Below are 23,849 nucleotides of genomic sequence, written 5' to 3'. Positions count from 1 at the left end.
CCGCTCGGTAGCATGATCGGCATGGAATTCAGCAAGGGCCACGGCACCGAGAACGATTTCGTGGTGCTGCCGGACCTCGACGTGCGCCTCGATCTGCGTGCCGATCGGGTGGCCGCGCTGTGCGACCGACGGCGCGGACTCGGCGCCGACGGGGTGCTGCGGGTGGCCAGGGCGGGCGCGCTGCGCCGCGCGGGCGTGCTCGAGGCGCTGCCGGACGGCGTCGGCGACGACGACTGGTTCATGGACTACCGCAACGGCGACGGTTCGATCGCCGAGATGTGCGGCAACGGGGTCCGGGTGTTCGCGCACTACCTCCGGGCCACCGGCCTCGAGGGCGCAACCGAGTTCGTCGTCGGCAGCCGCGCGGGTGCCCGTCCCGTGGTCGTGCACGGCTGCGACGGATGGACCGCCGACGTGACCGTCGGCATGGGGACGGTCACCGATCTCGGGACCTCCACCGCCACCGTCGGCGGTCAGACGTTCACCGGGCTCGGCATCGACGTGGGCAATCCGCACCTGGCCTGTGTCGACGACTCGCTCACCGCGGACAAGCTGGCGGCGCTCGACCTGACGTCGCCGCCCGCGTTCGACACGGCCTTCTTCCCGCACGGGGTGAACGTCGAGATCCTCACCCCGTTGGTCGACGGCGTCGTCGACATGCGCGTCTACGAGCGCGGGGTCGGCGAGACGAGGTCATGCGGAACCGGTACGGTCGCGGCCGCCGCGGCGGCGCTGCGGGCCGACGGACGCGCGGAGGGCGAGGTCCGGGTGCGGGTGCCGGGCGGCGAGGTGCTGGTCGCCGTGCGCGACGGCGCCGCCGAGCTGCGGGGGCCGTCGGTTCTGGTCGGTTCCGGGCGCATCGACGACGACTGGTGGAACGCGCTCGCGTAATTGCGCGTGCACCACGGGGGTCGGTCGTGGGACCATGGGTCCTGTATGACGAAAACACCGCGTATCACGAAGACACCGAGCCTCGATCACCTCGACGCCGACGACCACGACACCACCGATCACGACACCGACCGGGCGGGTCACGACCCGTCGGTCGGCGAGATGCAGTTGGACGAGCGCGCTGCGCTGCGGCGGGTCGCCGGGCTGTCCACCGAACTCACCGACGTCACCGAGGTCGAGTACCGCCAGCTGCGCCTCGAGCGGGTGGTGCTGGTCGGCGTCTGGACCCACGGCACCGCCGCCCAGGCCGAGGCCAGCATGGCCGAACTGGCCGCGCTCGCCGAGACCGCGGGGTCGGAGGTCCTCGAGGGGTTGGTGCAGCGCCGCGACAAGCCCGACGCCGCCACCTACATCGGCTCCGGCAAGGCCAACGAACTGCGTGAGGTGGTGCTCGCCACCGGCGCCGACACCGTCATCGCCGACGGCGAGCTGACCCCCGCGCAGCTCACCGCGCTGGAGAAGGTGGTGAAGGTCAAGGTCATCGACCGGACCGCGCTGATCCTCGACATCTTCGCCCAGCACGCCACCTCCAGCGAGGGCAAGGCGCAGGTTGCGCTCGCGCAGATGCAGTACATGCTGCCGCGGCTGCGCGGCTGGGGTGAGTCGATGTCGCGGCAGGCAGGCGGCCGCGCAGGCAAGGACGGCGGCGTGGGAACGCGCGGACCGGGCGAGACCAAGATCGAGACCGACCGCCGCCGGATCCGCGAGCGGATGGCGAAGCTGCGCCGCGAGATCAAGGAGATGAAGGGCGCCCGCGACACCAAGCGCACCCAGCGGCTGCGCAACGAGGTGCCGTCGGTGGCGATCATCGGATACACCAACGCGGGCAAGTCCAGCCTGCTCAACTCGCTCACCGGTGCAGGCGTGCTGGTGCAGAACGCGCTCTTCGCCACCCTCGACCCGACCACCCGCAAGGCGGAGTTCGAGGACGGCCGCCAGTACGTGCTGACCGACACCGTCGGCTTCGTCCGGCACCTGCCGACCCAGCTGGTCGAGGCGTTCCGCTCGACGCTGGAGGAGGTTGCCGACGCCGACCTGCTGCTGCATGTCGTGGACGGGTCGGACCCGCTCCCGACCGATCAGATCAAGGCGGTGCGCGAGGTGGTCACCGAGGTGCTCCGCGAGACCGATAGGCCTGGCAACGGAGACATGGGTCGCTCCGCAGGCTCCGCTCCTGCGGAGTTGTTGGTGGTCAACAAGATCGACGCCGCGGATCCGGTGACGCTCACCCAGCTCCGCGGCCTGCTGACCGGGGCGGTATTCGTCTCCGCACGGACCGGTGAGGGGATCGCCGAGCTGCGCGACCGGCTCGCCGAGATCGTGAAGGCGCCGGAGGTGGAGGTCACCGTGCTGGTGCCGTACACCCGTGGCGACCTGGTGGCCCGCATTCACGCGGATGGGCGAATTCTCGGGTCCTCGCACGAGCCGGAGGGCACACTGGTCCGCGCGAAGGTGCCGGAGGCGCTGGCCTCAGTCCTGCGGGACTACCGCCACAGTGCGTAGGCGCCTGGCAGCGGCGGTCGCCACCGTCCTGGGTTCGGCCGCCCTCAGCGTGCTGCCCGCGTCGGCCCAGCCGAGCTCGGCCCCCGGTCCGATCGAGGTGGTCGATGCCGAGTTTGAGAACCTCTGCACTCCAACGGATTCCGCATTGGCGGAGTTGTCCGGTCTGGCGGTCACCGATGACGGGATCTACGCGGCCGCCGACAGCGGGACAGATGATGCGGTCCTGGTCCTCGACGATCGATGCCGGGTGACCGGCACGTTGCCGCTGCCCGTCGACCCGTTCGACGTGGAGGACCTCGCGCAGGCCGACGTGCGGTTGTGGCTCTCGGACACCGGCGACAACGCCGGTGCGCGGACCACCGTCGCGCTGACCGACATGGACACCGGCACCGGTGCGGGCACGCTGCGCCGGCTCACCTACCCGGACGGCGCCCACGACGCGGAGGCGATCCTCCTGGGCAGCGACGGGGTCCCGGTGCTCGTGACGAAGGAGCTGTTCGGCGCGAGCGGCATCTATCGGCCCGCCGGGGCACTGCGCGCCGAGCAGTTGCCGAGCCCTGGACCCACCGCGCTCGAGCGGGTGGGGCAGATCGGATTCGAGCCCACCGAGACGCCGGGTGGCCCGGTCCCGTTCGCGGGCGGGGTCATGATCACCGGCGGTGCGGTCAGCGAGGACGGCACGGTGGTGGCGCTGCGCACCTACACCGACATCTACCTGTACCCGGCGCCGCACGGCGACGTGGTGGCGGCGCTGACCGGTGCCCAACCGATCCGGGTGCCGATGCCGGACCAGCCGCAGGGCGAGGCCATCGCCTTCACCCCGGCAGGGGATCTGCTCAGTGCGTCCGAGGCGAACGGCGGACCGCTGCCGCCGATACGGGTCCTGTACGGGGCGACGGCGCTGGTCACCCCCACGGCCGGGGGAGTGGGGGTCGCACTGCAGGTGGACCAGGGGGCGTTGATCGCCGCGGGCGCCGGCGCCGGGCTCGTGGTCACCCTCGGCGGTGTGCTGTGGTGGCGGATCCGCTCGCGGCGTCGTCGGAACTGACCAGTTGTCGGGTTCGGGTCGGTAGGCTCCATGCCGATTCCACTGCGGCGAAGGGCTTGGATTGATGTTCAGCATTGCGGTCAAGAAGGGGCACGACAACGTGTCGCTGCTCGGGATCGGCGCCTACCGGCCCGAGCGGATCGTCAGCAACGCCGAAGTGTGCGAGGTGCTCGACTCGAACGACGAGTGGATCTATGAGCGCAGCGGGATCCGCAACCGCCGTTGGATCAGCGGCGACGAGACCGCCAAGTCGATGGCCGTGGCCGCGGCCGAGCGCGCGATCCGCAACAGCGGCATCGACAGGGAGCAGATCGGCGCGGTCATCCTGGCGACCGGGAGCTGGAAGACGAAGATTCCGCACGGCGCCCCGCAGGTGGCGCACGAACTCGGCATCAACGGCATCGCGGCGTTCGACATCGCCTCCGGCTGCGGTGGCTTCGGCTACGGACTCGGCGTGGCCACGGACATGATCCGGTCAGGATCCGCCGAGTACATCCTGGTCATCGGCGTCGAGACCATGTCCGTGGTGATGGAACCCACCGATCGCAACACCGCCTTCATCTTCGGTGACGGCGCGGGCGCGGTAGTGGTCGGTCCCAGTGAGACGAACGGCATCTCGCCGACGGTGTGGGGCAGCGACGGCGAGAACGCAGGCGCGATCAGCCAGAACTACGACATCCCCGCGTACATGGACCGGGCGCAGGCCCTGCAGGGTGAGGGCCCGGACGGCGAGCCGGTCGGTCGCATGGTGGTCAACATGGAAGGGTCCCGCGTCTTCCGGTGGGCGGCGATCACGCTGCCGAAGGCACTCGGCGGCATTCTGGAGGAATCCGGCGTCGCGATCGAGGACATCGAGGTGTTTGTCCCGCACCAGGCCAACGCCAGGATCAACGACCTCATGAAGAAGAACCTGGGCCTCGGAGACGACGTCCCGGTCGCAAATGACATCGAGAACACCGGCAACACGTCGGCGGCGTCGATTCCGCTCGCCATCGAGGAAATGCTGGTGACCGGCAAGGCGAAGGGCGGGCAGCTCGCCCTGCTGCTCGGCTTCGGCGCCGGACTGAGCTACGCAGGCCAGGTCGTGACATTGCCGCCGGTGCCCGTCGAAACGAGCTTCTGACTCGCCGGATAGCGCATCATGGGCAGATGGACCCTGTCGAGGCGCTGCGGGAGATCGCCTACTGGCTCGAGCGTTCGCGGGCCGAGACGCACCGCGTCAAGGCATACCGCAGGGCCGCCGACATCGTCGAGGCGCTGACCACCGACCAGCGGGATCGGTTGGGCCGCACGGGTACCTGGTCGGCGTTGAGCGGGATCGGGCCGAAGACAGCGGCGGTGATCTCGGAGGCCTACGCAGGCGGGGTGCCCGCCTATCTGACCGAGGTGAAGTCGAAGGCCGGCCAGATCGGGGAGGGCGGGCGGGCGTTGCTCGCGGCGCTGCGTGGCGACCTGCACACCCACTCCGACTGGTCCGACGGCGGCAGCCCGATCGGGGAGATGATGCGGCGCGCCGCCATGATCGGTCACGAGTACTGCGCGCTGACCGACCATTCGCCGCGGCTGACGGTGGCGAACGGGCTCTCCGCGGACCGACTGCGCAGGCAACTCGAGGTGATCGCGGAGCTGAACTCGGAGCTGGCGCCGTTCCGGATCCTGACCGGGATCGAGGTGGACATCCTGGATGACGGTTCCCTCGATCAGGAGGAGGACCTGCTGGCCCAACTCGACATCGTGGTCGCGAGCGTGCATTCGAAGCTCGCGATGGAGGCCGACGCGATGACCAGGCGGATGGTGCGGGCCGTCGCGAACCCGCACGTGGACGTGCTCGGGCACTGCACCGGCAGGCTCGTCGAGGGCACCCGCGGGAACAGGCCGGAGTCGAAGTTCAACGCGGAGGTGGTGTTCGAGGCCTGCCGTCAGTTCGGCACCGCGGTCGAGATCAACAGCAGGCCCGAGCGTCGTGATCCGCCCGCGAGGCTGATCGCGCTCGCCCTCGAACGGGACTGCCTGTTCTCGATCGACACCGACGCGCATGCCCCGGGACAGCTCGACTTCCAGGGCTATGGCTGCGAGCGTGCCCAGGCCAGCGGCGTCGAGGCGGAACGGGTGATCAACACCTGGCCGGTCGACGACCTGGTCGCCTGGACCCGGCAGTAGGCCCCTCGCTCTACTCGTCGACCGTCGGCTCGGACGGCGTTGCCCGCTTGGCCGGAGTGCGTGCGGCCGTTGTCTTCTGGGCCACGCTCTTCTTGACCGGGGTCCGGGCCGCGGCGGTCGTCGCGGCGACGGCCTTCCGCGCTGGGGTCCGCTTGGCGGGCGCCTTCTTTGCCGCGGGCTTCTTCGCCGGTGCCTTCCTGGCAGGTGCGGGGGCGGGCGGCGCGGACTCCTCGAGCTCGTGCGGGGTGGCCTTCGCGTCGAAGTAGTCGCCGCCCTTCCTGCGCACGTCGTCGGTGCCCCAGGACCGGGTCCGCTCGACCGGGGCCATCTGCGGAATGTGCTTGCGGCAGTGAATGTATGCCTCTTCGACGTCCACGACCACCCAGCGTTCGGGGGTGCGGCCCTTCGCATGGTCGGACGGCAGATCCGGCGTCTCGGCCCGAAGGTCGGCGTCCTCGACAATCCGTGCCGAGCCGTTGACGTGCAGGCCGATCAGGTCTCGGACGAAGTCCATCATCAGGATCCCGACGTGCGGGTTCTCCCTGATGTTTCCGAGGCTGGCCATCACGCCGTTGCCGCGGTACTCGGGATAGGCGACGGTGCGCGGGTCGATGACGTGAATGAAGCCGGGTTCGCCCGCCCGGAAGGTGGAATCGCATTCGCCCTTCGCGTCGGCGGTGGCGATGAACGCCATCTCCTGCCGGGCGACGAACTCGACCATTGTCGGATTCAGGTGATTGAGCACTTGATCGGAGTAGAACCGGTCGGCGCGGTCGGTGGTACCGAGCTCGCTCTGCAGTTCATGTTCGCCGACACTCCCCAAAGTGGGACGAATGGACATGGAACTCCTCAGAGAAGGCAACCACGGACCAGATGGTCCGTAGTACGGGCCGTAACGCTAGCCGAGGGGCCTATTCATCGCACCATTTCGTTGCACGCAATCGCCGCGAATCCCATTGCGCGCCCTAGAATTGTCCACCGTGACTGAGCAAGAGACGACGACCTCCGCGCGCTCGCGATTCGGCTGGAAGCTGCACGGCGACGGCAAACGGATCGCGGACGGTGCCGTGGTGGCCCCCGACGAGCGGCTGTCGTGGCCCCGCACGGTCGGCATCGGTATGCAGCACGTGATCGCGATGTTCGGCGCGACGCTGCTGGTGCCGACGATCACGGGATTCCCGGTCACGACCACGCTGTTGTTCTCCGGCATCGGCACCGCGCTGTTCCTCGTGATCACCAGGGGCCGGATCCCGAGCTATCTCGGTTCGTCGTTCGCCTTCATCGCCCCGCTCACCGCGTCCGCGGCCGAGGGTCCGGCCGCTCAGCTCGGTGCGGTGCTGTCGGTCGGTGTCGCGCTGATGCTGGTCGGCGTCGTGGTCAAGCTCGCGGGCGCCCGGGTGCTCGACGCGGTGATGCCGCCGGTGGTCACCGGTGCCGTGGTGATGCTGATCGGACTGAACCTGGCGCCCGCGGCGGTCGGATCGTTTCAGGCGCAGCCCCTGATCGCGGCCGTCACCCTGATCTCGATCCTGGTGGTCACCGCGGCCGGACCGGGACTGCTCGGCAGGCTCGGCATCCTCGTCGGCGTCGTGATCGGGTGGGTGTTCGCGGCGGTGACCGGGGGATTGTCGGCCGAGCGGGTCGACGCGCTGCGCGAGGCGGCCTGGGTTGGCCTGCCGCACCTGCGGGGGCCGAGCTTCCAGTGGTCGGTGATCGCGCTCGCGTTGCCGGTGGTGATCGTATTGGTCGCGGAGAACGTGGGTCACGTCAAGGCGGTCGCGGCGATGACCGGCCGGTCACTCGACGACGTCGCGGGCGATGCGCTCTTCGCGGACGGGCTGGCCACGACCTTGGCGGGCGCGGGCGGTGGTTCGGGAACGACCACCTACGCGGAGAACATCGGCGTGATGGCGGCGACCCGGGTGTACTCCACCGCCGCCTACTGGGTGGCGGCGGCGACCGCGATCGTGCTCGCGTTCTCGCCGAAGTTCGGTGCCCTCGTGTTCACCGTGCCCGACGGCGTGATCGGCGGCGCCACCCTGGTGCTCTACGGGCTGATCGGCATCCTCGGTGTGCGGATCTGGATGGAGGCCAAGGTCGATTTCACCGATCCGGTGAATCTGACGGTGGTCGCGGCGGCGCTGGTGGCGGGCATCGGCAACCTCACCCTGATGGTCGGTTCGGTCGAACTCGGCGGCATCGCATGGGGTTCGGTGGGGATCCTCGTCGGCTACCCGCTGATGCGGGCGCTGGCCCGGCTGCGCAGGTAGCCGCGGGGCGTGGCGTCCCATTCGATCTGGAGCGCGCGCGGACCGGAGAGCCCCACCATCGGCTTCCACGGCACGGGCCCGGCCAGGCGTGGGTTGCACATTCGCTGTGTGAGCACCCGCAGTGCCTCGGCGAGTTCCAGCCTGGCCAGGTGCGATCCGAGGCAGTAATGCACCCCACCGCCGAAGGTGAGCATCGCGGGCGGGCCGTGCCGGGTGATGTCGAGTCGCTCCGGTTGGTCGTAGACGGCCGGGTCACGGTTGGCGGCGGCAGTGTTCGCGACGACGAAGGTGCCTGCCGGGATCCGAACACCGCCGAGATCGACATCCTCACGGGTAACCCGCAGGCAACCGAAGACAACCGGCGACCAGCGCATCAGCTCCTCCACCGCAGCCGGGGCGAGTTCCGGGTCGCGGGCGAGTAGATCCCATTGGTCTGGGTGCTCGGACAGCGCCTGGACCGCGGCAGCCAACTGGTTTCTGGTCGTGTCGGTGCCTGCGGTCAGCAGGATGGCCGCGAGGTCGATCAGTTCGTCGACCGTCAGGTGGCCGCCGTCGGCCTCTGCACGGATCAGATCGGAGATCAGGTCGTCGGTCAGCGACCGGCGCCGTTCGGTGATCATGGCCTCGACGTATCCGGCGAGGCCGTCCCACGCCCTGACGATGTCGGGCGCGTCGGCGGCGACGTTCATCCCGAACGCCCTGGTGATGTCGGCGGCCCAGTCCGCGAACCTCGGCCAGTCCTCGCGGGGCGCTCCGAGCAGCGCGCAGATGATCGGGACCGGGTAGGCCTTGGCGATGTCGGCGACGACGTCACAGTCACCCCGGTCGGCGACCCGGTCGACCAGCTCGGTGACGACCTCGACGGCCAGCCCCTTCAGTCGCGCGACCGCCGAGGGGGTGAACACCTTCGACACCAGGCGCCGCAGGCGCGCATGGTCGGCACCGTCGAGACTCACGATCACCTTGCTGACCCGATCCCAGACCGGGCCGCTGGTGATTCCCTGCACCTGAAGCGTGACCCCCTTCGGCATGGCGAACCTCGGGTCGCGCAGCACGGTGCGGACCAGGTCGTAGGCCAGCACCTCGGGCCCGTAGGGGCCCATCGCGATCGGCCCCTGCGCCGCCGCCCCGGCAATGATCCGGTGGGCTTCGAGCGGGTCCGTCGTGTTCTGGTAGGCGACCGTAGGCAGGTCGACGTCGAGAATGCTCGGACTGTACGTGTCGGCGGTCATGGCGACTTGCCTCCTCGAATCGGTGACACTTCGACTGTGCCGCGGCGACGCCGCGCAACCATCGGCCACAACGCGTAGCCGAGCAGGGAGGGTTGCCGGTGCCTGACACTGCGCGTAAGCGGCGGGTACGCCAATGCGCGGATGTCCTGTGATTCAACTCACTGCACGCCGACTACGATGATTGGGGGCGATGCCGCGGCTTGGACGCCGCCCACGCCTCGGAGCGAGTTGGACATGACCAACCTGCCGACTGGAACAGTGACGCTGTTGCTCGCCGACGTCGAGGGGTCCACGCGACTGTGGGAGACCCGCGCCGACGAGATGACCGCTGCCGTGGCACGCCTCGATCGCACCGTCACCGAACTCGTCGCCACCCACCGCGGCGTGCGCCCGGTCGAGCAGGGCGAGGGCGACAGCTTCGTGATCGCGTTCGCCCGCGCTGGCGACGCCGTCGCCTGCGCCCTCGACCTGCAACGCGCAACACCGACCCCGATCACGCTGCGCATCGGCGTCCACACCGGCGATGTGCAACTGCGCGACGAGGGCAACTACATCGGCCCCACGATCAACCGCACCGCACGGCTGCGCGATCTGGCGCACGGCGGCCAGACGGTGCTGTCGGGGGCGACCGAAGAACTGGTCACCGATCAGCTCCCGGACGGCGTCTCGTTCACCGACCTGGGCACGTACCCGTTGCGAGATCTGCCGCGCCCCGAGCGGGTGCTGCAGCTGTGCGACCCCGACCTGCGCACCGAGTTCCCGCCGCTGCGCGTGTACGGCACAGCCGGGGTTCACCATCTCCCGATTCAGCTCACGAATTTCGTGGGGCGCGACACGGAAACTCGACACCTACGTGAGGCCCTGATGGCCAACCGGCTCGTCACCCTGACGGGAACCGGCGGGGTCGGCAAGACGCGACTGGCGGTGCAGGTGGCCACGGAGCTGGCGGGCGAGTTCAGCGACGGGGTGTGCTACGTGGACTTGGCGCCGATCACCCATCGCGCCGCCGTACCGGTCACCGCGGCCCGCGCACTCGGTCTGCCCGATCAGCCAGGCCGTTCGACGATGGACACGCTGCTGAAGTTCGTTCGCGACCGGCAGATGCTGGTGGTGCTGGACAACTGCGAACACCTGCTCGATGCCAGCGCAACTTTGGTCGTCGGACTCCTGGGTGGCGCGGCACGGATCACGGTCCTCGCGACGAGCCGTGAACAACTCGGAGTGGCCGGGGAAGCGACGTGGCAGGTTCCCTCATTGTCACTTGTGGACGAGGCCGTCGAGTTGTTCGCCGATCGCGCCCGCCTGGCCCGGACCGACTTCACGATCACCGACGACAACGCGGCCACCGTTGCGGAGATCTGCCGTCGCCTCGACGGGATACCGCTGGCGATCGAACTGGCGGCGGCGCGGGTGCGCTCGCTGACGCCGGCGGACATCGTAGGAGGCCTTCACGACCGCTTCCGCCTCCTGACCGGTGGTTCCCGCACGGCGATGCGGCGCCAGCAGACATTGCGCGCCTCGGTGGAGTGGTCGCACGCGTTGCTGACCGAGACCGAACGGGTGTTGTTCCGCCGGGTGGCCGTCTTCCTCGGCGGATTCGATCTCGATGCGGCCCAGGCGGTCGACGGCGGCGACCTCGATCGGTACCAGATGCTCGATCAGCTCAGCCTGCTCGTCGACAAGTCCCTGGTGGTGGCAGAGGAGCATCGCGGGCGCACCCGGTACCGACTGTTGGAAACGGTGCGCCAGTACGCGCTGGAGAAACTCGCCGCGTCCGGCGAAGCCGATGCCGTCCGGTCACGCCACCGTGACCACTACACCTCCTCCGTCGCGGCCCGACTCGACGCGCCGGCACGCGCCGACTACGAGCAGTACATCGAGCGGGCCGAGATCGAGATGGACAACCTCCGGGGCGCACTGGGGTGGAACCTGGAGAACCACGAGACCGAATTCGCCCTGGCACTGGGATCGTCGCTGCAACCGTTGTGGCTGACGAGGGGCCGCGTCCTGGAAGGCCGCGCGTGGTTCAACGCCGTTCCCGACAACTTTGACGAGGTCGACGTGGCGGCGGCGGTGCGGGCGAGGGCACTTGCCGACAGGGCAGTGCTAGACATCATGGTCGCCAGTGCCGCGAGTTTGGACGAGGCGCGCCGGGCCCTGGCGATCGCCCGCGAGCTCGACGACCCGGCGCTGCTGGCCCGGGCACTGACCGCCTGTGGCTGTACGGCTGGCTACAGCGACGACGCCGAAGCGGCCAGCACGTTCCTTGCCGAGGCAGCGGGCCTGGCTCGATCTTCGGACGACCGGTGGCAGCTGAGCCAGATCCTCGCTTGGCAAGGCAGTACCGCGGCGACTGCGGGCTACCCGATCGCGGCGGCCGAGGCAGCCGAGGAAGGACTCGCACTCGCCGACGCGACCGGGAACCTGTCCGGCTCGAGGCTGTGTCGTCAGACCCTCGGGTGGGCAAAACTGATGCTGGGCAATGTCCCAGAGGCGATCGCGCAGTTCGGAGCCGTGGTGTCTGCGGCCGAGGCGGCGCACGACAACCTCATGGCGGGCGCGAGCCTCCTGGGCCTGAGTTTTGCCCACGCCTACCGGGGAGAGGTGAGCGCGGCGCGCAGCGCCGCCGGCGCGTGCCTCGAGGTCGCCACTGGGATCGGCGAGTACTTCGTGGGAATGGCCTGCGGGGCTGCGGCGGTGACGGCCCTGGCTGCGGGAGCTGTTGCGGCGGCGCGTGAGTCGAGCGAGGCGGGCACAGAACACCTGAGCGCGACCCACCCGGAGTTGGCGGCCATACAACAGGCCCACAGTGGCATTGAGGCAGTCCTCGCGGGCGGTGATCTCGTCGCGGCCCGCCGGTCGGCTGACGATACGGTCGCGATGGTGACAGGCTGGAGCCTTGCGGCAGCACTGCTGGCCCGCGCGCGGGTAGCGGTTGCGGAGGGTGAGCCGGTGGCAGCCGAACACGACGCCCTCGATGCGCTCGCCTGCGCGGCCGGCAGCGGGGTGTACCTACCGCTCCCGGACATCCTCGAATGCCTCGCCGATTTGGCAGGACGCGCCGGCAGTCGACAACGAGCCGCGCGACTGTTCGGCGCGGCCGAGTCGTTCCGACAACGCACGGGTGTGGTGCGGTTCGAGGTCCACCAGGCCAGCTACGAGGCCTCCGTCGACGGACTACGAGAAACATTGGGCGGCAACGCCTTCAATGCAGCCTGGACCGAAGGTGCCGCACTGTCCACCGAGGAGGCGATCGCCTACGCCCGCCGCGGCCACGCCGAACGCGGACGGCCGGCCAGCGGCTGGGACTCCCTCACCCCGGCCGAACACGACGTCGTCCGCCTCGTCGGTGACGGCCTCGGCAACAAGGAGATCGCCGCCCGGCTGTTCGTCTCGCCGCGCACCGTGCAGAGCCACCTCACCCATGTCTTCGCCAAACTCGACTTGACGTCCCGCGTGCAACTCGTCCGGGAGGCGTCCCGACATGAGCAATAGCAACTCCGAGCTGCCGACCGGAACGGTGACGCTGCTGCTCGCCGACGTCGAGGGGTCCACTCGGCTCTGGGAGACCCGCCCCGGCGAGATGGCGGCCGCGGTGGCGCTGCTCGACCGCACGGTCACCGAACTGGTCACCGCTCACGGCGGTGTCCGCCCGGTCGAGCAGGGCGAGGGGGACAGCTTCGTCGTCGCGTTCGCCCGGGCCAGCGACGCCGTCGCGTGTGCCCTGGACCTGCAACGCGCACCGCTGGCTCCGATCGCGCTGCGCATCGGTGTACACACCGGCGAGGTGCAGCTGCGCGACGAGGGAAACTACATGGGCCCGACCGTCAACCGGACGGCACGCCTGCGCGACCTGGCGCACGGGGGCCAGACGGTGCTGTCAGGTGCCACGGAGGAACTGGTTGCCGATCAGCTTCCGGCCGATACCTCGCTGACGGACCTGGGCACACATCCATTACGAGATCTTCCGCGCCCGGAACGGGTCCTGCAGCTGTGCCACCCCGACCTGCGCACGGAGTTCCCGCCGCTGCGGACCGCGCGGGCGTACGGTGCCCGGCATCTGCCGGTGCAACTCACCAGTTTCGTGGGCCGAGGCGCCGAGACCGCCGAGGTGTGCGGCCACCTCGCCCGCAGTCGGCTGGTGACCCTCGTCGGAGCGGGTGGCGTCGGCAAGACCCGCCTCGCGATGCGTGTCGCCGAACGGTGGGCGGACCGGCACCACGAGTCCGTCTGCTACGTCGACCTGGCACCGATCACCGATCCGCCGGTGGTGCCGGTGGTGACTGCCCGTGCACTGGGCCTGCCCGACCAGCCCGGCCGGTCGACCGAGGACACCCTGGTCCGATTTATCGCCGACACACCGATGCTCGTGGTCGTCGACAACTGCGAACACCTCCTCGACGCCTGTGCCTCGCTGATGGACACGTTGCTCGGGGCCTGTCCAGAGCTGACGGTCCTCGCAACCAGCCGCGAACCGATCGGAGTCCCGGGCGAGGTCAGCTGGCGGGTGCCGTCACTCTCGCCCGACGGCGAGGCGATTGAACTCTTCGCCGACCGCGCTCGTCGGGTACGGCCCGACTTCGCCCTCACCGACTACGACGCCACATCCGTTGCCGAGATCTGCCGGCGCCTTGACGGACTGCCACTGGCCATCGAACTCGCCGCGGCCCGGGTGCGGGCGATGTCCCCCGCGGAGATCGTCAACGGCCTCAACGACCGCTTCCAGTTGCTGACCGGCGGCGCCCGCACCGCGGTGCCCCGCCAGCAGACGCTCCGTGCCTCCGTCGACTGGTCCCACACCCTGCTCACCGAACCCGAACGGACCCTGTTCCGGCGGCTGGCCGTCTTCCGCGGCGGCTTCGACGTCGATGCCGCCCACGCCGTCTGCGGGGACGAGTCCGAAGCCTTCGAAACGCTCGACGGGCTGGCCCAACTCGTCGACAAGTCCCTGGTGACAGCAGACGATCACTGTCGGGCTACCCGCTACCGACTGCTCGAAACAGTCCGGCAGTACGCCCTCGAGAAGCTCGGAGAATCAGGCGAGGCCGATGCCGTGCGAGCACGCCACCGCGACTACTACACAGCCATGGCCGTCCTCTTGGACGCTCCCGGCCGCGACGACTACAAGCGGCGCCTCGAACAAGCTGAGACCGAGATCGACAACCTGCGCGGCGCCTTCACCTCGAGCCGGGACGATGCCGATCCCGCCACCGCAATGACGCTCGCGTCATCCCTACAACCATTGTGGCTGGCCCGGCGCGTGCGGGAGGGTCATTCGTGGCTCGAAGCCGCGCTCGCCGGTGCCGGATCGGAGGATTTGCGGATCCCGGCCGCGGTGCGGGCGCGTGCGCTCGCCGACCTCGCGACCCTCGACGTGTGGTTCGACATCGTCGGGGGCCTCGCGCGGGCGCGGGAGGCCCTCGCCATCGCCCGCGATCTCGACGATCCGACACTCGTCGTGCGGGCACTGACCGCCTGCCTGTTCGTTGCCGGATACGGCTACAACGCGGAAATGGCCGAACCGTACTTCACCGAGGCCATCGGGCTCGCGCGCTCCCTGGACGACCGCCGCCGCCTGTGTCACGTCCTCACCCGGCAGGCGGAGACCGCGATCGTCCAGGGCAACCCGTCCCCCGCCCGAATGGCCGCCGAGGAGGGACTCGACCTGGCCGAGGTGATCGGCGACGTCGCTTCCGCCCGCGAGTGCCGGATCAACCTTGCATGGGCACTGTTGATCCAGGGCGACCTCCGCGGGGCACTCGCTCAGGCCGGAATGCTGCTGGCCTCGGCCTACGCGGACCACGACCAGTTCCTCCTACCGAGCGGCCACCAGTGCCGGAGCACCGCACTCGTCGGTATCGGGGATCTGGATGCTGCTCGCGTGGCTGCCGACGCGGCACTCGACTCCGCTGCCGACATCGGCGGCTTCTTCCTCGGGCTCGGACATTCAGCGGTGGCGTATGTCGCGGTGGCATCCGGTGACTTGACCGAGGCCGGTGCCGCGGGCGAGGCGGCGTGGGGGTACCTGAAGTTCCTGCCTCAGCTCGGCGCCGCGCAGCGGGCCTTCAACGGTGTCGAGGTCGTGCTCGCCTCCGGAGACCTCGACACCGCCCGCACCTGGGCCGATGAAGCGGTGTCTGTTGCGGCCGGCTGGCAGTTGATCGTCGCCCTGACGGTCCGGGCCCGAATCGAGCGCGCCGCCGCCGACCCGACTCGTGCAGCCGGCGATGCCCACGCGGCCCTCGACCTCGCCGCCGAGATCGGTGCGTTCCTGACCGTCCCCAATATCGTCGAAGTCCTCGCAGAACTCGGCGTCGACGCCGGCGACGACCCCCGCCGTGCCGCACGACTGTTCGGCGCTGCCGACGCGATGCGAGAGCGTTCGGGCCCGGTCAGGTTCGCCGTCCACCAGACCGACTACGACGATGCGGCGACGGCATTGCGCAACATGATGAGCGACAGCGACTTCGACACCGCCTGGACCGAGGGCGCCGCGCTGTCCACCGACGAGGCGATCGCCTACGCGCGACGCGGTCGCGGTGACCGCGGACGACCGGCGACCGGATGGGACGCCCTGACCCCAGCAGAACGTGACGTCGTCCGCCTCGTAGGTGAGGGCCTCACCAACAGGGCCATCGCCGCGCGACTGTTCGTTTCGCCGCGCACCGTGCAGAGCCACCTCACCCATGTCTTCACCAAGCTGGGCCTGAGCTCCCGTGTGCAACTCGCCCAGGAGGCGACCCGGCACGCCTGACCTGTGCGTCGGGTCACAGATTGCGCTCGTTCGAGTCATCGACCGCCGCGTCCACCGCCGCCTAGCCTGGCAGGCAGGTACGTCGATCAACACAGGAGCCTTGATGGAACGCACGCTTTTCGAGCCCGAGCACCTCCTCTTCCGGGAGTCCTACCAGAAATTCCTCGCCCAGGAGATCGCTCCGAACCACGACAAGTGGGAAGAGCAGAACATCGTCGACCGCGAGGTCTGGAAGAAGGCGGGCGAGCAGGGCTTCCTCGGCATGGATGTGCCCGAGGAGTACGGCGGCGGCGGCGTCGAGGACTTCCGCTACAACGCGATCATCACCGAGGAGACCACCCGCGGCGGGTTCAGCGGTGTCGGCTTCATGCTGCACAACGACGTGGTGGCGCCCTACCTGCTCAAGCTGGCCAACGAGGAGCAGAAGCAGCGCTGGCTGCCCGGCTTCTGCTCCGGTGAGATCATCACCGCCATCGCGATGACCGAGCCCGGCACCGGCAGCGACCTGCAGAACATCAAGACCCGCGCGGTTCGCGACGGCGACGACTGGGTCCTCAACGGATCCAAGACCTTCATCACCAACGGCATCAACGCCGACCTGGTGGTCGTGGTCGCCTGCACTGATCCTGAGAAGGGGGCGCAGGGCTTCTCGCTGTTCGTCGTCGAGCGCGGCATGGAAGGCTTCGAGCGCGGCCGGAACCTGGACAAGATCGGCCTCAAGGCGCAGGACACCGCGGAGCTCAGCTTCACCGACGTGCGGGTCCCGGCGGCCAACCTGCTCGGCGAGGAGGGCATGGGCTTCATCTACCTGATGCAGAACCTGCCGCAGGAGCGCATGTCGATCGCAGTGGTCGCCGCGGCCGCGATGGAGTCCTGCCTCGAGATGACGATGCAGTACGTGCGCGATCGCAAGGCGTTCGGCAAGCCGATCGGCAGCTTCCAGAACACCCGGTTCGTGCTGGCCGAGCTCGCCACCGAGACGACCGCCGTGCGCGTTCTGGTCGACAAGTTCATCGAGCAGCTCAACGAGGGCAAGCTGACCATCCAGGAGGCCGCGATGGCCAAGTGGTGGACCACCGAGGCCCAGGTCAAGCTGATCGACCGCTGCCTGCAGCTGCACGGCGGCTACGGCTACATGCGCGAGTACCCGATCGCCAAGGCGTACATGGATTCTCGCGTGCAGACGATCTACGGCGGCACCACCGAGATCATGAAGGAGATCATCGGACGGGGCCTGAACCTGTCCTGATCGCGCTCACCCACGAGAAAGGCCGCGGCACCATGTGCCGCGGCCTTTCTTGCGATCAGATCTTGCGGATCACCGTGACGACCTTGCCGAGGATCGCCGCGCTGTTGCCGGGGATCGGTTCGAACAGCGGGTTGTGCGGCATCAGCCACACCGTGCCCTTGGTTCGCTTGAACGTCTTGACCGTCGCCTCGCCGTCGATCATCGCGGCCACGATGTCGCCGTTGTCGGCCACGCTCTGCTGCCTGACGACCACCCAGTCGCCGTCGCAGATCGCGGCATCGATCATCGACTCGCCGACCACCTTCAGCAGGAACAGCGATCCCTGGCCGACCAGCTCGCGGGGGAGTGGGAAGACGTCCTCGACGGCCTCCTCGGCGAGGATCGGGCCGCCTGCGGCAATTCTCCCGAGCACCGGCACGAAGGTCGGCTTGGGCAGCTGGGTCTCGGTGCCCGAGCCCGCCGGCAGCGCCGCGTGCTCGAAGCCCGCCTCGGTGTCGGAGGCCGCCACGCCGTCGTCCAGCCCGCGCACGTCGACGGCGCGCGGACGGTTCGGGTCGCGGCGCAGGAAGCCCTTGCGCTCGAGGGTGCGGAGCTGGTGTGCGACCGACGAGGTCGAGGTGAGTCCGACCGCGTCGCCGATCTCGCGGATGCTCGGCGGGTAGCCGCGTTCGCTGACCGAGGCGCGGATCACCTCGAGCACCCGGCGCTGTCGATCCGTGAGCCCCGCCGCGAGGTCGGTTCCGCCTGAGGTGGCGGCCGAGCCGTCGTTGGAGCTGTCGTCCTTCATGGAGGGCCTCCCGTGTCGATGTGGGTTCTGACACGAATCTAGACCGGATTCCTGCATGTTTCAAACATCTGTTCGACACGTGTCGCGCCAAATCGAGACTTTGTCGGACCGGCGTGGTAGAAATCGAACATGCGTTCCCTCGAACGTGTGAACGAACAACAGCGATCCGATCACTGGCGGAGGTTCCGATGAGCATGGCAGTCCCCATGAACGGCACGGTCCCGAAGAAGGCGCTCCCGAAGAACGTGGTCCCGAAGAACGCGGTCCCGAACGGTGGGAGGTCGCGACAGCTCGCCGCGCGCCGCCGCCGGGTCGACGGGCCCGTCGAGTACGGCCGGGCGCGGGTGCCGGTGTCGCGTGCGGCCCACGGCAAGCGCGGCCACGAGAACGGGATCGGGTCGTTGCTGGTGGGGATGCTGCTCTCGGCCGTGGCCGTCGCAGGCCTGTTGGGGATCGCGCAGGTCAGGTCGAATCCGCAGCTCGCCCTCGGCGAGACCGCGGTGGTGCAGGTACAGGGCGGGGAGACGATCAGCGACGTCGCCTCCCGGGTCGCACCGGGGGCCCGGGTCGAGCAGGTGGTGGCGCGGATCCTCGATCTGAACGCCATGGCGGGGGCCTCGGTCCAGGCGGGTCAGTCCCTGGTGGTGCCCGTCCGATTGGCGGACTGAACGCCGATGCGCGCCCCCGGGTGCCCGGCGGCGGTATCCTCGAACCCTGTCAGCCCCACCACATCCAGTGGTAGTACCGGGCTCCTCGGTTCCGACGAAGGATTCGCCATGCACTGCCCGTTCTGTAGGCATCCCGATTCGCGCGTGGTCGATTCGCGTGAAGCCGACGAGGGCAACGCAATTCGCAGGCGCCGGTCGTGCCCGGAATGCGGTCGACGGTTCACCACCGTCGAGACCGCGGTGCTCTCGGTGGTCAAGCGCAGCGGGGTCACCGAGCCGTTCAGCCGCGAGAAGGTGGTGCTCGGCGTGCGGCGGGCCTGCCAGGGCAGGGCGGTGGACGAGGACGCGCTCTACAAACTCGCGCAGAAGGTCGAGGAGGCCGTGCGCGCGGCCGGATCTGCCGAGATTCCGAGCAACGAGGTGGGGTTGGCGATCCTCGGCCCGCTGCGGGATCTCGACGAGGTCGCGTACCTGAGGTTCGCCTCGGTGTACCGCTCGTTCAGCTCCGCCGAGGACTTCGAGCGCGAGATCAAGGACCTGCGCGTGCACCGCGAGGAATCCGAGCGCGGCTGACCACGGTCACCTCGTGATCGCGCCGATCGCCTTCCGGATCCGCTTCTCGGACACGGGGTACGGGGTGCCGAGTGACTGCGCGAACAGGCTGATCCTCAGCTCCTCGATCATCCAACGGATCGCGTCGACGTCCGGATCGTGATGCCTGCGCTCATCCAGGCGCGCGAGCAGGCGGCCGTACTCCTCGAACACCGAATCGAGCACGATCAAACCCTGGCCGTCGCGGCCCGCGCCCGCGGGCAGCGCCTCGAGGCGGCGAACGGCACCCTCCAGGTACCGCGGCACCTCCCGGAGCCGCTGGCTGCCGGTGTCGGCGACGAAACCGGGAAACACCAGCGCCTCGAGCTGTTCGCGGACATCGTCGGCGGCCTCACCCGTCGCATGGTCCAGGATCACGCGCAGCTCCTGGGCGCGGGTCAGCGCCGGGACCACCAGCCGGACCAGGACCGCCACTCGATTCGCGAGCTGAGCGCGCACCGCGGCCTGCAGCTTCTCGAAGGCCTCCGGCGTCCGGGTAGGCCCGCCGTTCGCGTCCATCAGCTCGTTCACCGCGCAGGTTCGGCAATCCTCGACGAGCGCCTCCACGCTGCCGTGCGGATTCTGGCTCAGTGCCAGCCGGTCCCGGGTTCCGAGTCCGGAGACGGCGGTCTTGACCGGGGTGACGATCGCGCTCAGCAGCAGGGCCCTGGTTCCCTCGCGCATCGCCTGGCGTTGCGCGAGCGGTGTGCTCAGCACGCGGACAGCGACGCCCTCCTTCTCGGGCACGAGTGCCGGATAGCCGACGACCTTCTGGCCCGCGATCGTGCGGGTGACGCTGTCGGGCAGGGTGCCGAGGGTCTCCGACGTCCACACCGCGGCAGCTGCGCGCTCGGCGGCAGAGGCGGCCTTGGCGACCTCGACGTCGACGCGGGGCGAAAGCGACGCGGAGAGCCCGGTCAGGCTCTTGCCCCGGCCGAGCACCTTGCCCGACCCGTCGACGGCGGCGAAGGTCATCCGAAGGTGGTCCGGGACCGCACTCAGGTCGAAGTCGCGTGGCGAGATCGGGGCACCGGCCATTCGCGACAGCTCGCGCGCGATCGCCACCGTCAGCGTCTCCGAGCGCGGCTTGACGACGGACAGCGCCGCCCTGGCGTAGTCGGGGGCGGGAACCACGGTGCGGCGCAGAGCCTTCGGCAGCGTCTTGATCAGCGCGGTGACCAGGTCCTCACGCATGCCGGGCACCAGCCAGTCGAAGCCGACCGGACGAACCTGGGCGAGCAGCGCGACCGGGATGCGTGCGGTGACGCCGTCGTCCTCGGTGCCCGGCTCGAACTGGTAGGTCAGCGGGAACGAGATCTCGCCCTGGCGCCAGGTGTTCGGATAGTCGCCGCCGAGCACCCCGGCGGCGTCGGCGTTGACCACGGTCGACGCCGTGAAGTTCAGCAGATCGGGGTTCTTGCGCCTGGCCTGCTTCCACCACGTGTCGAAATGCCTGGCGGAGACCGCTTCCTGGCCCACGCGCTGGTCGTAGAACTCGTAGAGCGTCTCGTCGTCGACCAGGATGTCCCGGCGACGGGCCCTGGTCTCCATCTCCTCGACGTCCTCGAGCAGCGCCCGGTTCTGATGGAAGAACTTGTGCTGGGTCTGCCATTCGCCCTGGACCAGCGCGTGCCGGATGAACAGCTCCCGCGACGCCTCCTGATCGATCGAGCTGAAGGTGACCGCCCGCTTGGCGACCAGCGGGATGCCGTAGAGCGTCACCCGCTCGTAGGCCATCGCGCACGCGCGCTTGGTGGACCAGTGCGGTTCCGAGTAGGTCCGCTTCACCAGGTGCGGCGCCAGCTTCTCAGCCCATTCCGGCTCGATGCCTGCGGCCATGCGGCCCCAGAGCCGGGAGGTCTCGACAAGTTCGGCCGCCATCACCCACCGCGGCGGCTTCTTGAACAGCGAGGATCCGGGGAACACCGCGAACCGGGCCCCCCGGGCCCCGAGGAAGTCGCGCTTGTCGCCCTCGCGCAGGCCGATGTGGGAGAGCAGGCCGGACAGCAGCGCCTGGTGGACCGCGGCCTCGCTCGCGGGCTGGTCGTTGCCGGTCCAGCCGAGCCCGCGGGTGATCTGGGCGAGCTGGCCGTGCAGGTCCTGCCACTCCCTGATCCGCAGCCAGTGCAGGAACTCGCTCTTGCACATCTTCCGGAACTGGTTGGAGGACAGTTCCTTCCGCTGCTCGCGCAGGTACTCCCATAGCTTCAGGTAGGCGAGGAAGTCGGAGCCGGCGACGTTGAACCGGGCGTGCTTCTCGTCGGCGGCCTGCTGGTGTTCGGCTGGCCGCTCGCGCACGTCCTGGATCGACAGCGCGGCGACGATGATCAGCGTCTCGCGCAGGCATCCGGTGTTGTGGGCCTGGGCGAGCATCCGCGCCATCCGCGGGTCCACCGGCAGCTGTGCCAGCTCGCGACCGACCGGGGTCAGTTGGGCGTGCCCGTCCTTGCCTGGCGCCTTGATCGCGCCGAGCTCCTCGAGCAGTGCGACACCGTCGCGGACCGCGCGCGGGTCCGGTGCCTCGACGAACGGGAACGCGGCGATGTCGCCGAGCCCGAGGGCGGTCATCTGCAGCACCACCGACGCCAGGTTGGTGCGCAGGATCTCGGGTTCGGTGAACGCGGGACGCGCCTCGAAGTCGTCCTCGGAGTAGAGGCGAATGCAGATGCCGTCGGCGACACGCCCGCATCGGCCCGCGCGCTGTCGGGCTGAGGCCTGCGAGATCTCCTCGATGGGCAGCCGCTGGACCTTGGTCCGCACGGAGTACCGGGAGATGCGGGCGGTGCCCGGGTCGATCACGTACCGGATGCCTGGCACCGTCAGCGAGGTCTCCGCGACGTTGGTCGAGAGCACCACCCGGCGCCCGGTGTGCCGCTCGAAGACCCGGTGCTGCTCGGCCGCGGACAGCCGCGCGTACAGCGGCAGGATCTCGGTGCCGCGCAGCTTGCGGTCCCGCAGCGCGTCGGCGGTGTCGCGGATCTCGCGTTCGCCGGACAGGAACACCAGGATGTCGCCGTCACCCTCGCCGAGCAGTTCCTCGACGGCCTCGCCGACGGCGTCGACGGGGTCGCGGTCGATGGTCTGCTCACCGACCTCGACGCTCAGCGGGCGGTACCGGATCTCCACCGGGAAGGTGCGGCCGGAGACCTCCACGATCGGAGCCGGCACCCCGTTCACGGCGAAGTGCTGCGCGAAGCGCTCCGGGTCGATGGTGGCGGAGGTGATGATCACCTTCAGGTCGGGCCGCCGCGGCAGCAGTTCCCTGAGGTAGCCGAGGATGAAGTCGATGTTGAGGCTGCGCTCGTGCGCCTCGTCGATGATGAGCGTGTCGTACCGGCGCAGCATCCGGTCGCGCTGGATCTCGGCGAGCAGGATGCCGTCGGTCATCAGCTTGATCAGCGTGCCGTCCGACACCTGGTCGGTGAAGCGGACCGTGTAGCCGACGGCCTCGCCGAGCGGGCTGTCGAGCTCCTCGGCGATCCGCTCGGCCACGGTGCGCGCGGCGAGCCTGCGCGGCTGGGTGTGCCCGATCAGGCCGCGGACCCCGCGCCCGAGGTCGAGGCAGATCTTCGGGATCTGGGTGGTCTTGCCGGAGCCGGTCTCGCCGGCGACGATGACCACCTGGTTCGCCTCGATCGCTGCCGCGATGTCGTCGCGGCGCAGGCTGACGGGCAGGTTGTCCGGATAACTCGTCTTCGGGGAACTCGCGCGCCGGGAGGCGATCCTGGCCTCGGCCTGCGACACCTCGCGGAGCGCCCCCGCGATGGCCTCCGGGCTCGTGGCGCGGTCGAGGCGTCGTCTGAGGCGGTGCTCGTCTCGGAGGGTGAGGTGGGCCAGGCGGCGCTTGAGCTCGCGCCGGTCGACGTCGGGCAGCTCGGGCGATGGTGTGGTGGACATGCTCGGACCAGCCTATCGAAAGGCCGCCAGTCAAATACCGCTGCCTGTGGTTGCTCTGTGCGAACATCGGCGGGTGACCCTCACCTCGGAGGCATCGGTCCTCCCACACACGAACCCGGTCTTTCGTGCCCTGCGCCTCGTCTTCGCCGTGTTCGGCATCGTCGCGTTGGCCTGGATTCCGCTGCGCAACATCGATGTGGCCGAATTCTCGATCTCGAACTACTTCAGCTACTTCACGGTGCTGAGCAATGTGCTGGGTGTGGTCGCGCTGTTGGTCGGCGCGATAGCGGACCCGCAGTCTCGGGGGTGGCAGCTGTTCCGGGGCGCCGCCACGCTGTACATGGTCATCACCGGCATCATCTTCGCGGTCCTGCTCTCGAACATCGACGTGTCCATGAACGACAAGTGGATCGACGACACCATGCACCGCTACCTGCCGCTCGTGCTCCTGCTGGACTGGGTGATCAACCCGCCGCGGGTCCGGATCACGGATAAGCAGTCGGTCAGCTGGCTCTGGTTCCCGGCCGTCTACGGGGTGTACACCCTCGTCCGCGGACCGTTCGTCGACTGGTACCCGTACCCGTTCATCGACCCCCGCACCCAGGGCTACCTGCAGATGGCGATTGGGCTCGTCGTACTGCTCTTGGCGTTCGTGCTGATGGCGCTGGCGGTGAACGCGGCCGGACGCCTGGCCCGGCGCTGGCGTTACGGCAACGACGAGGAGTCGGCGTGACGTGCC

General features: G+C 69.3%; 15 protein-coding genes and 1 pseudogene. 12 read left to right on the top strand and 4 right to left on the bottom strand.

Features of this window, described 5'->3' with window-relative positions; genetic code table 11:
- Window positions 1–21: 21 nt before the first annotated feature.
- The 5 genes from dapF to ACFXMV_RS07810 all read left to right on the top strand — a co-directional run bounded on the left by dapF (window position 22) and on the right by ACFXMV_RS07810 (window position 5,662).
- Window positions 22–891 (top strand): diaminopimelate epimerase, encoded by an 870-nt coding sequence (dapF, locus tag ACFXMV_RS07830; protein WP_378501641.1) that lies wholly within the window; start codon window positions 22–24, stop codon window positions 889–891.
- A 45-nt stretch (window positions 892–936) separates the two neighbouring features.
- The gene (gene hflX, locus ACFXMV_RS07825; protein WP_378502835.1) at window positions 937–2,454 is read left to right on the top strand and encodes a GTPase HflX; all 1,518 of its coding nucleotides are present in this window, start codon (window positions 937–939) and stop codon (window positions 2,452–2,454) included.
- Window positions 2,447–3,502 (top strand): hypothetical protein, encoded by a 1,056-nt coding sequence (locus ACFXMV_RS07820; protein WP_378499347.1) that lies wholly within the window; start codon window positions 2,447–2,449, stop codon window positions 3,500–3,502. The genes hflX and ACFXMV_RS07820 overlap by 8 nt, the downstream gene beginning before the upstream one ends.
- A gap of 64 nt (window positions 3,503–3,566) precedes the next feature.
- On the top strand, window positions 3,567–4,625 hold the full coding sequence (locus ACFXMV_RS07815; RefSeq protein ID WP_378499346.1) for a beta-ketoacyl-ACP synthase 3: 1,059 nt from the start codon (window positions 3,567–3,569) through the stop codon (window positions 4,623–4,625).
- Window positions 4,626–4,651: 26 nt separating this feature from the next.
- On the top strand, window positions 4,652–5,662 hold the full coding sequence (locus ACFXMV_RS07810; protein ID WP_378499345.1) for a PHP domain-containing protein: 1,011 nt from the start codon (window positions 4,652–4,654) through the stop codon (window positions 5,660–5,662).
- Between the two features lie 237 nt (window positions 5,663–5,899).
- Here ACFXMV_RS07810 and ACFXMV_RS07805 read toward each other — a convergent pair.
- Window positions 5,900–6,503, bottom strand: a pseudogene (locus ACFXMV_RS07805) (pyridoxamine 5'-phosphate oxidase family protein); the annotation flags it as partial.
- A 139-nt stretch (window positions 6,504–6,642) separates the two neighbouring features.
- Here ACFXMV_RS07805 and ACFXMV_RS07800 point away from each other — a divergent pair.
- Window positions 6,643–7,932, top strand: coding sequence for a uracil-xanthine permease family protein (locus ACFXMV_RS07800; protein ID WP_378499344.1), 1,290 nt, complete (start codon window positions 6,643–6,645; stop codon window positions 7,930–7,932).
- On the opposite strand, the gene ACFXMV_RS07795 is transcribed toward ACFXMV_RS07800, so the two are convergent.
- On the bottom strand, window positions 7,893–9,164 hold the full coding sequence (locus tag ACFXMV_RS07795; RefSeq protein WP_378499343.1) for a cytochrome P450: 1,272 nt from the start codon (window positions 9,162–9,164) through the stop codon (window positions 7,893–7,895). The genes ACFXMV_RS07800 and ACFXMV_RS07795 overlap by 40 nt on opposite strands.
- Before the next feature lie 234 nt (window positions 9,165–9,398).
- Here ACFXMV_RS07795 and ACFXMV_RS07790 point away from each other — a divergent pair, with 234 nt between their 5' ends.
- The 3 genes from ACFXMV_RS07790 (at window position 9,399) to ACFXMV_RS07780 (ending at window position 17,167) form a co-directional block, all read left to right on the top strand.
- Entirely contained in the window at window positions 9,399–12,659 is a 3,261-nt protein-coding gene (locus ACFXMV_RS07790; RefSeq protein WP_378502834.1) for a LuxR C-terminal-related transcriptional regulator, read from the top strand.
- A complete protein-coding gene (locus tag ACFXMV_RS07785; protein WP_378502833.1) occupies window positions 12,649–15,918 on the top strand; it encodes a LuxR C-terminal-related transcriptional regulator in 3,270 nt (1,089 codons plus the stop codon). Before ACFXMV_RS07790 ends, ACFXMV_RS07785 begins: the two co-directional genes overlap by 11 nt.
- A gap of 103 nt (window positions 15,919–16,021) precedes the next feature.
- Complete coding sequence (locus tag ACFXMV_RS07780) at window positions 16,022–17,167, top strand: acyl-CoA dehydrogenase family protein (protein WP_378499178.1); 1,146 nt, start codon at window positions 16,022–16,024, stop codon at window positions 17,165–17,167.
- A gap of 55 nt (window positions 17,168–17,222) precedes the next feature.
- Here the strand turns inward: ACFXMV_RS07780 and lexA are convergent, their stop codons facing one another.
- Window positions 17,223–17,954: a transcriptional repressor LexA gene (gene lexA, locus ACFXMV_RS07775; protein ID WP_378499179.1), complete on the bottom strand. Its 732-nt coding sequence runs from the start codon at window positions 17,952–17,954 to the stop codon at window positions 17,223–17,225.
- Window positions 17,955–18,142: 188 nt separating this feature from the next.
- On the opposite strand from lexA, the gene ACFXMV_RS07770 reads away from it, so the two are divergent.
- The gene (locus ACFXMV_RS07770) at window positions 18,143–18,622 is read left to right on the top strand and encodes a LysM peptidoglycan-binding domain-containing protein (protein ID WP_378499180.1); all 480 of its coding nucleotides are present in this window, start codon (window positions 18,143–18,145) and stop codon (window positions 18,620–18,622) included.
- Between the two features lie 108 nt (window positions 18,623–18,730).
- A complete protein-coding gene (nrdR, locus tag ACFXMV_RS07765; RefSeq protein ID WP_378499181.1) occupies window positions 18,731–19,195 on the top strand; it encodes a transcriptional regulator NrdR in 465 nt (154 codons plus the stop codon).
- Between the two features lie 6 nt (window positions 19,196–19,201).
- Here the strand turns inward: nrdR and hrpA are convergent, their stop codons facing one another.
- Window positions 19,202–23,110: an ATP-dependent RNA helicase HrpA gene (gene hrpA, locus ACFXMV_RS07760; protein ID WP_378499182.1), complete on the bottom strand. Its 3,909-nt coding sequence runs from the start codon at window positions 23,108–23,110 to the stop codon at window positions 19,202–19,204.
- Between the two features lie 73 nt (window positions 23,111–23,183).
- On the opposite strand from hrpA, the gene ACFXMV_RS07755 reads away from it, so the two are divergent.
- The gene (locus tag ACFXMV_RS07755; RefSeq protein ID WP_378499183.1) at window positions 23,184–23,843 is read left to right on the top strand and encodes a Pr6Pr family membrane protein; all 660 of its coding nucleotides are present in this window, start codon (window positions 23,184–23,186) and stop codon (window positions 23,841–23,843) included.
- Window positions 23,844–23,849: the final 6 nt, after the last annotated feature.

The organism is Rhodococcus sp. NPDC059179, from assembly GCF_042754885.1.
Lineage (GTDB): Bacteria > Actinomycetota > Actinomycetes > Mycobacteriales > Mycobacteriaceae > Rhodococcus_G.
This window is presented reverse-complemented; position numbering and strand designations above follow the sequence as displayed.

Excerpts from the sequence above, each read along its gene's own strand:
- dapF (WP_378501641.1), top strand. The coding sequence starts at position 22 with ATGGAATTCAGCAAGGGCCACGGCACCGAGAACGATTTCGTGGTGCTG.
- hflX (WP_378502835.1), top strand. The coding sequence starts at position 937 with ATGACGAAAACACCGCGTATCACGAAGACACCGAGCCTCGATCACCTC.
- ACFXMV_RS07815 (WP_378499346.1), top strand. The coding sequence starts at position 3,567 with ATGTTCAGCATTGCGGTCAAGAAGGGGCACGACAACGTGTCGCTGCTC.
- ACFXMV_RS07810 (WP_378499345.1), top strand. The coding sequence starts at position 4,652 with ATGGACCCTGTCGAGGCGCTGCGGGAGATCGCCTACTGGCTCGAGCGT.
- ACFXMV_RS07795 (WP_378499343.1), bottom strand. The coding sequence starts at position 9,164 with ATGACCGCCGACACGTACAGTCCGAGCATTCTCGACGTCGACCTGCCT.
- ACFXMV_RS07790 (WP_378502834.1), top strand. The coding sequence starts at position 9,399 with ATGACCAACCTGCCGACTGGAACAGTGACGCTGTTGCTCGCCGACGTC.
- ACFXMV_RS07785 (WP_378502833.1), top strand. The coding sequence starts at position 12,649 with ATGAGCAATAGCAACTCCGAGCTGCCGACCGGAACGGTGACGCTGCTG.
- ACFXMV_RS07780 (WP_378499178.1), top strand. The coding sequence starts at position 16,022 with ATGGAACGCACGCTTTTCGAGCCCGAGCACCTCCTCTTCCGGGAGTCC.
- lexA (WP_378499179.1), bottom strand. The coding sequence starts at position 17,954 with ATGAAGGACGACAGCTCCAACGACGGCTCGGCCGCCACCTCAGGCGGA.
- ACFXMV_RS07770 (WP_378499180.1), top strand. The coding sequence starts at position 18,143 with ATGAGCATGGCAGTCCCCATGAACGGCACGGTCCCGAAGAAGGCGCTC.
- nrdR (WP_378499181.1), top strand. The coding sequence starts at position 18,731 with ATGCACTGCCCGTTCTGTAGGCATCCCGATTCGCGCGTGGTCGATTCG.
- hrpA (WP_378499182.1), bottom strand. The coding sequence starts at position 23,110 with ATGTCCACCACACCATCGCCCGAGCTGCCCGACGTCGACCGGCGCGAG.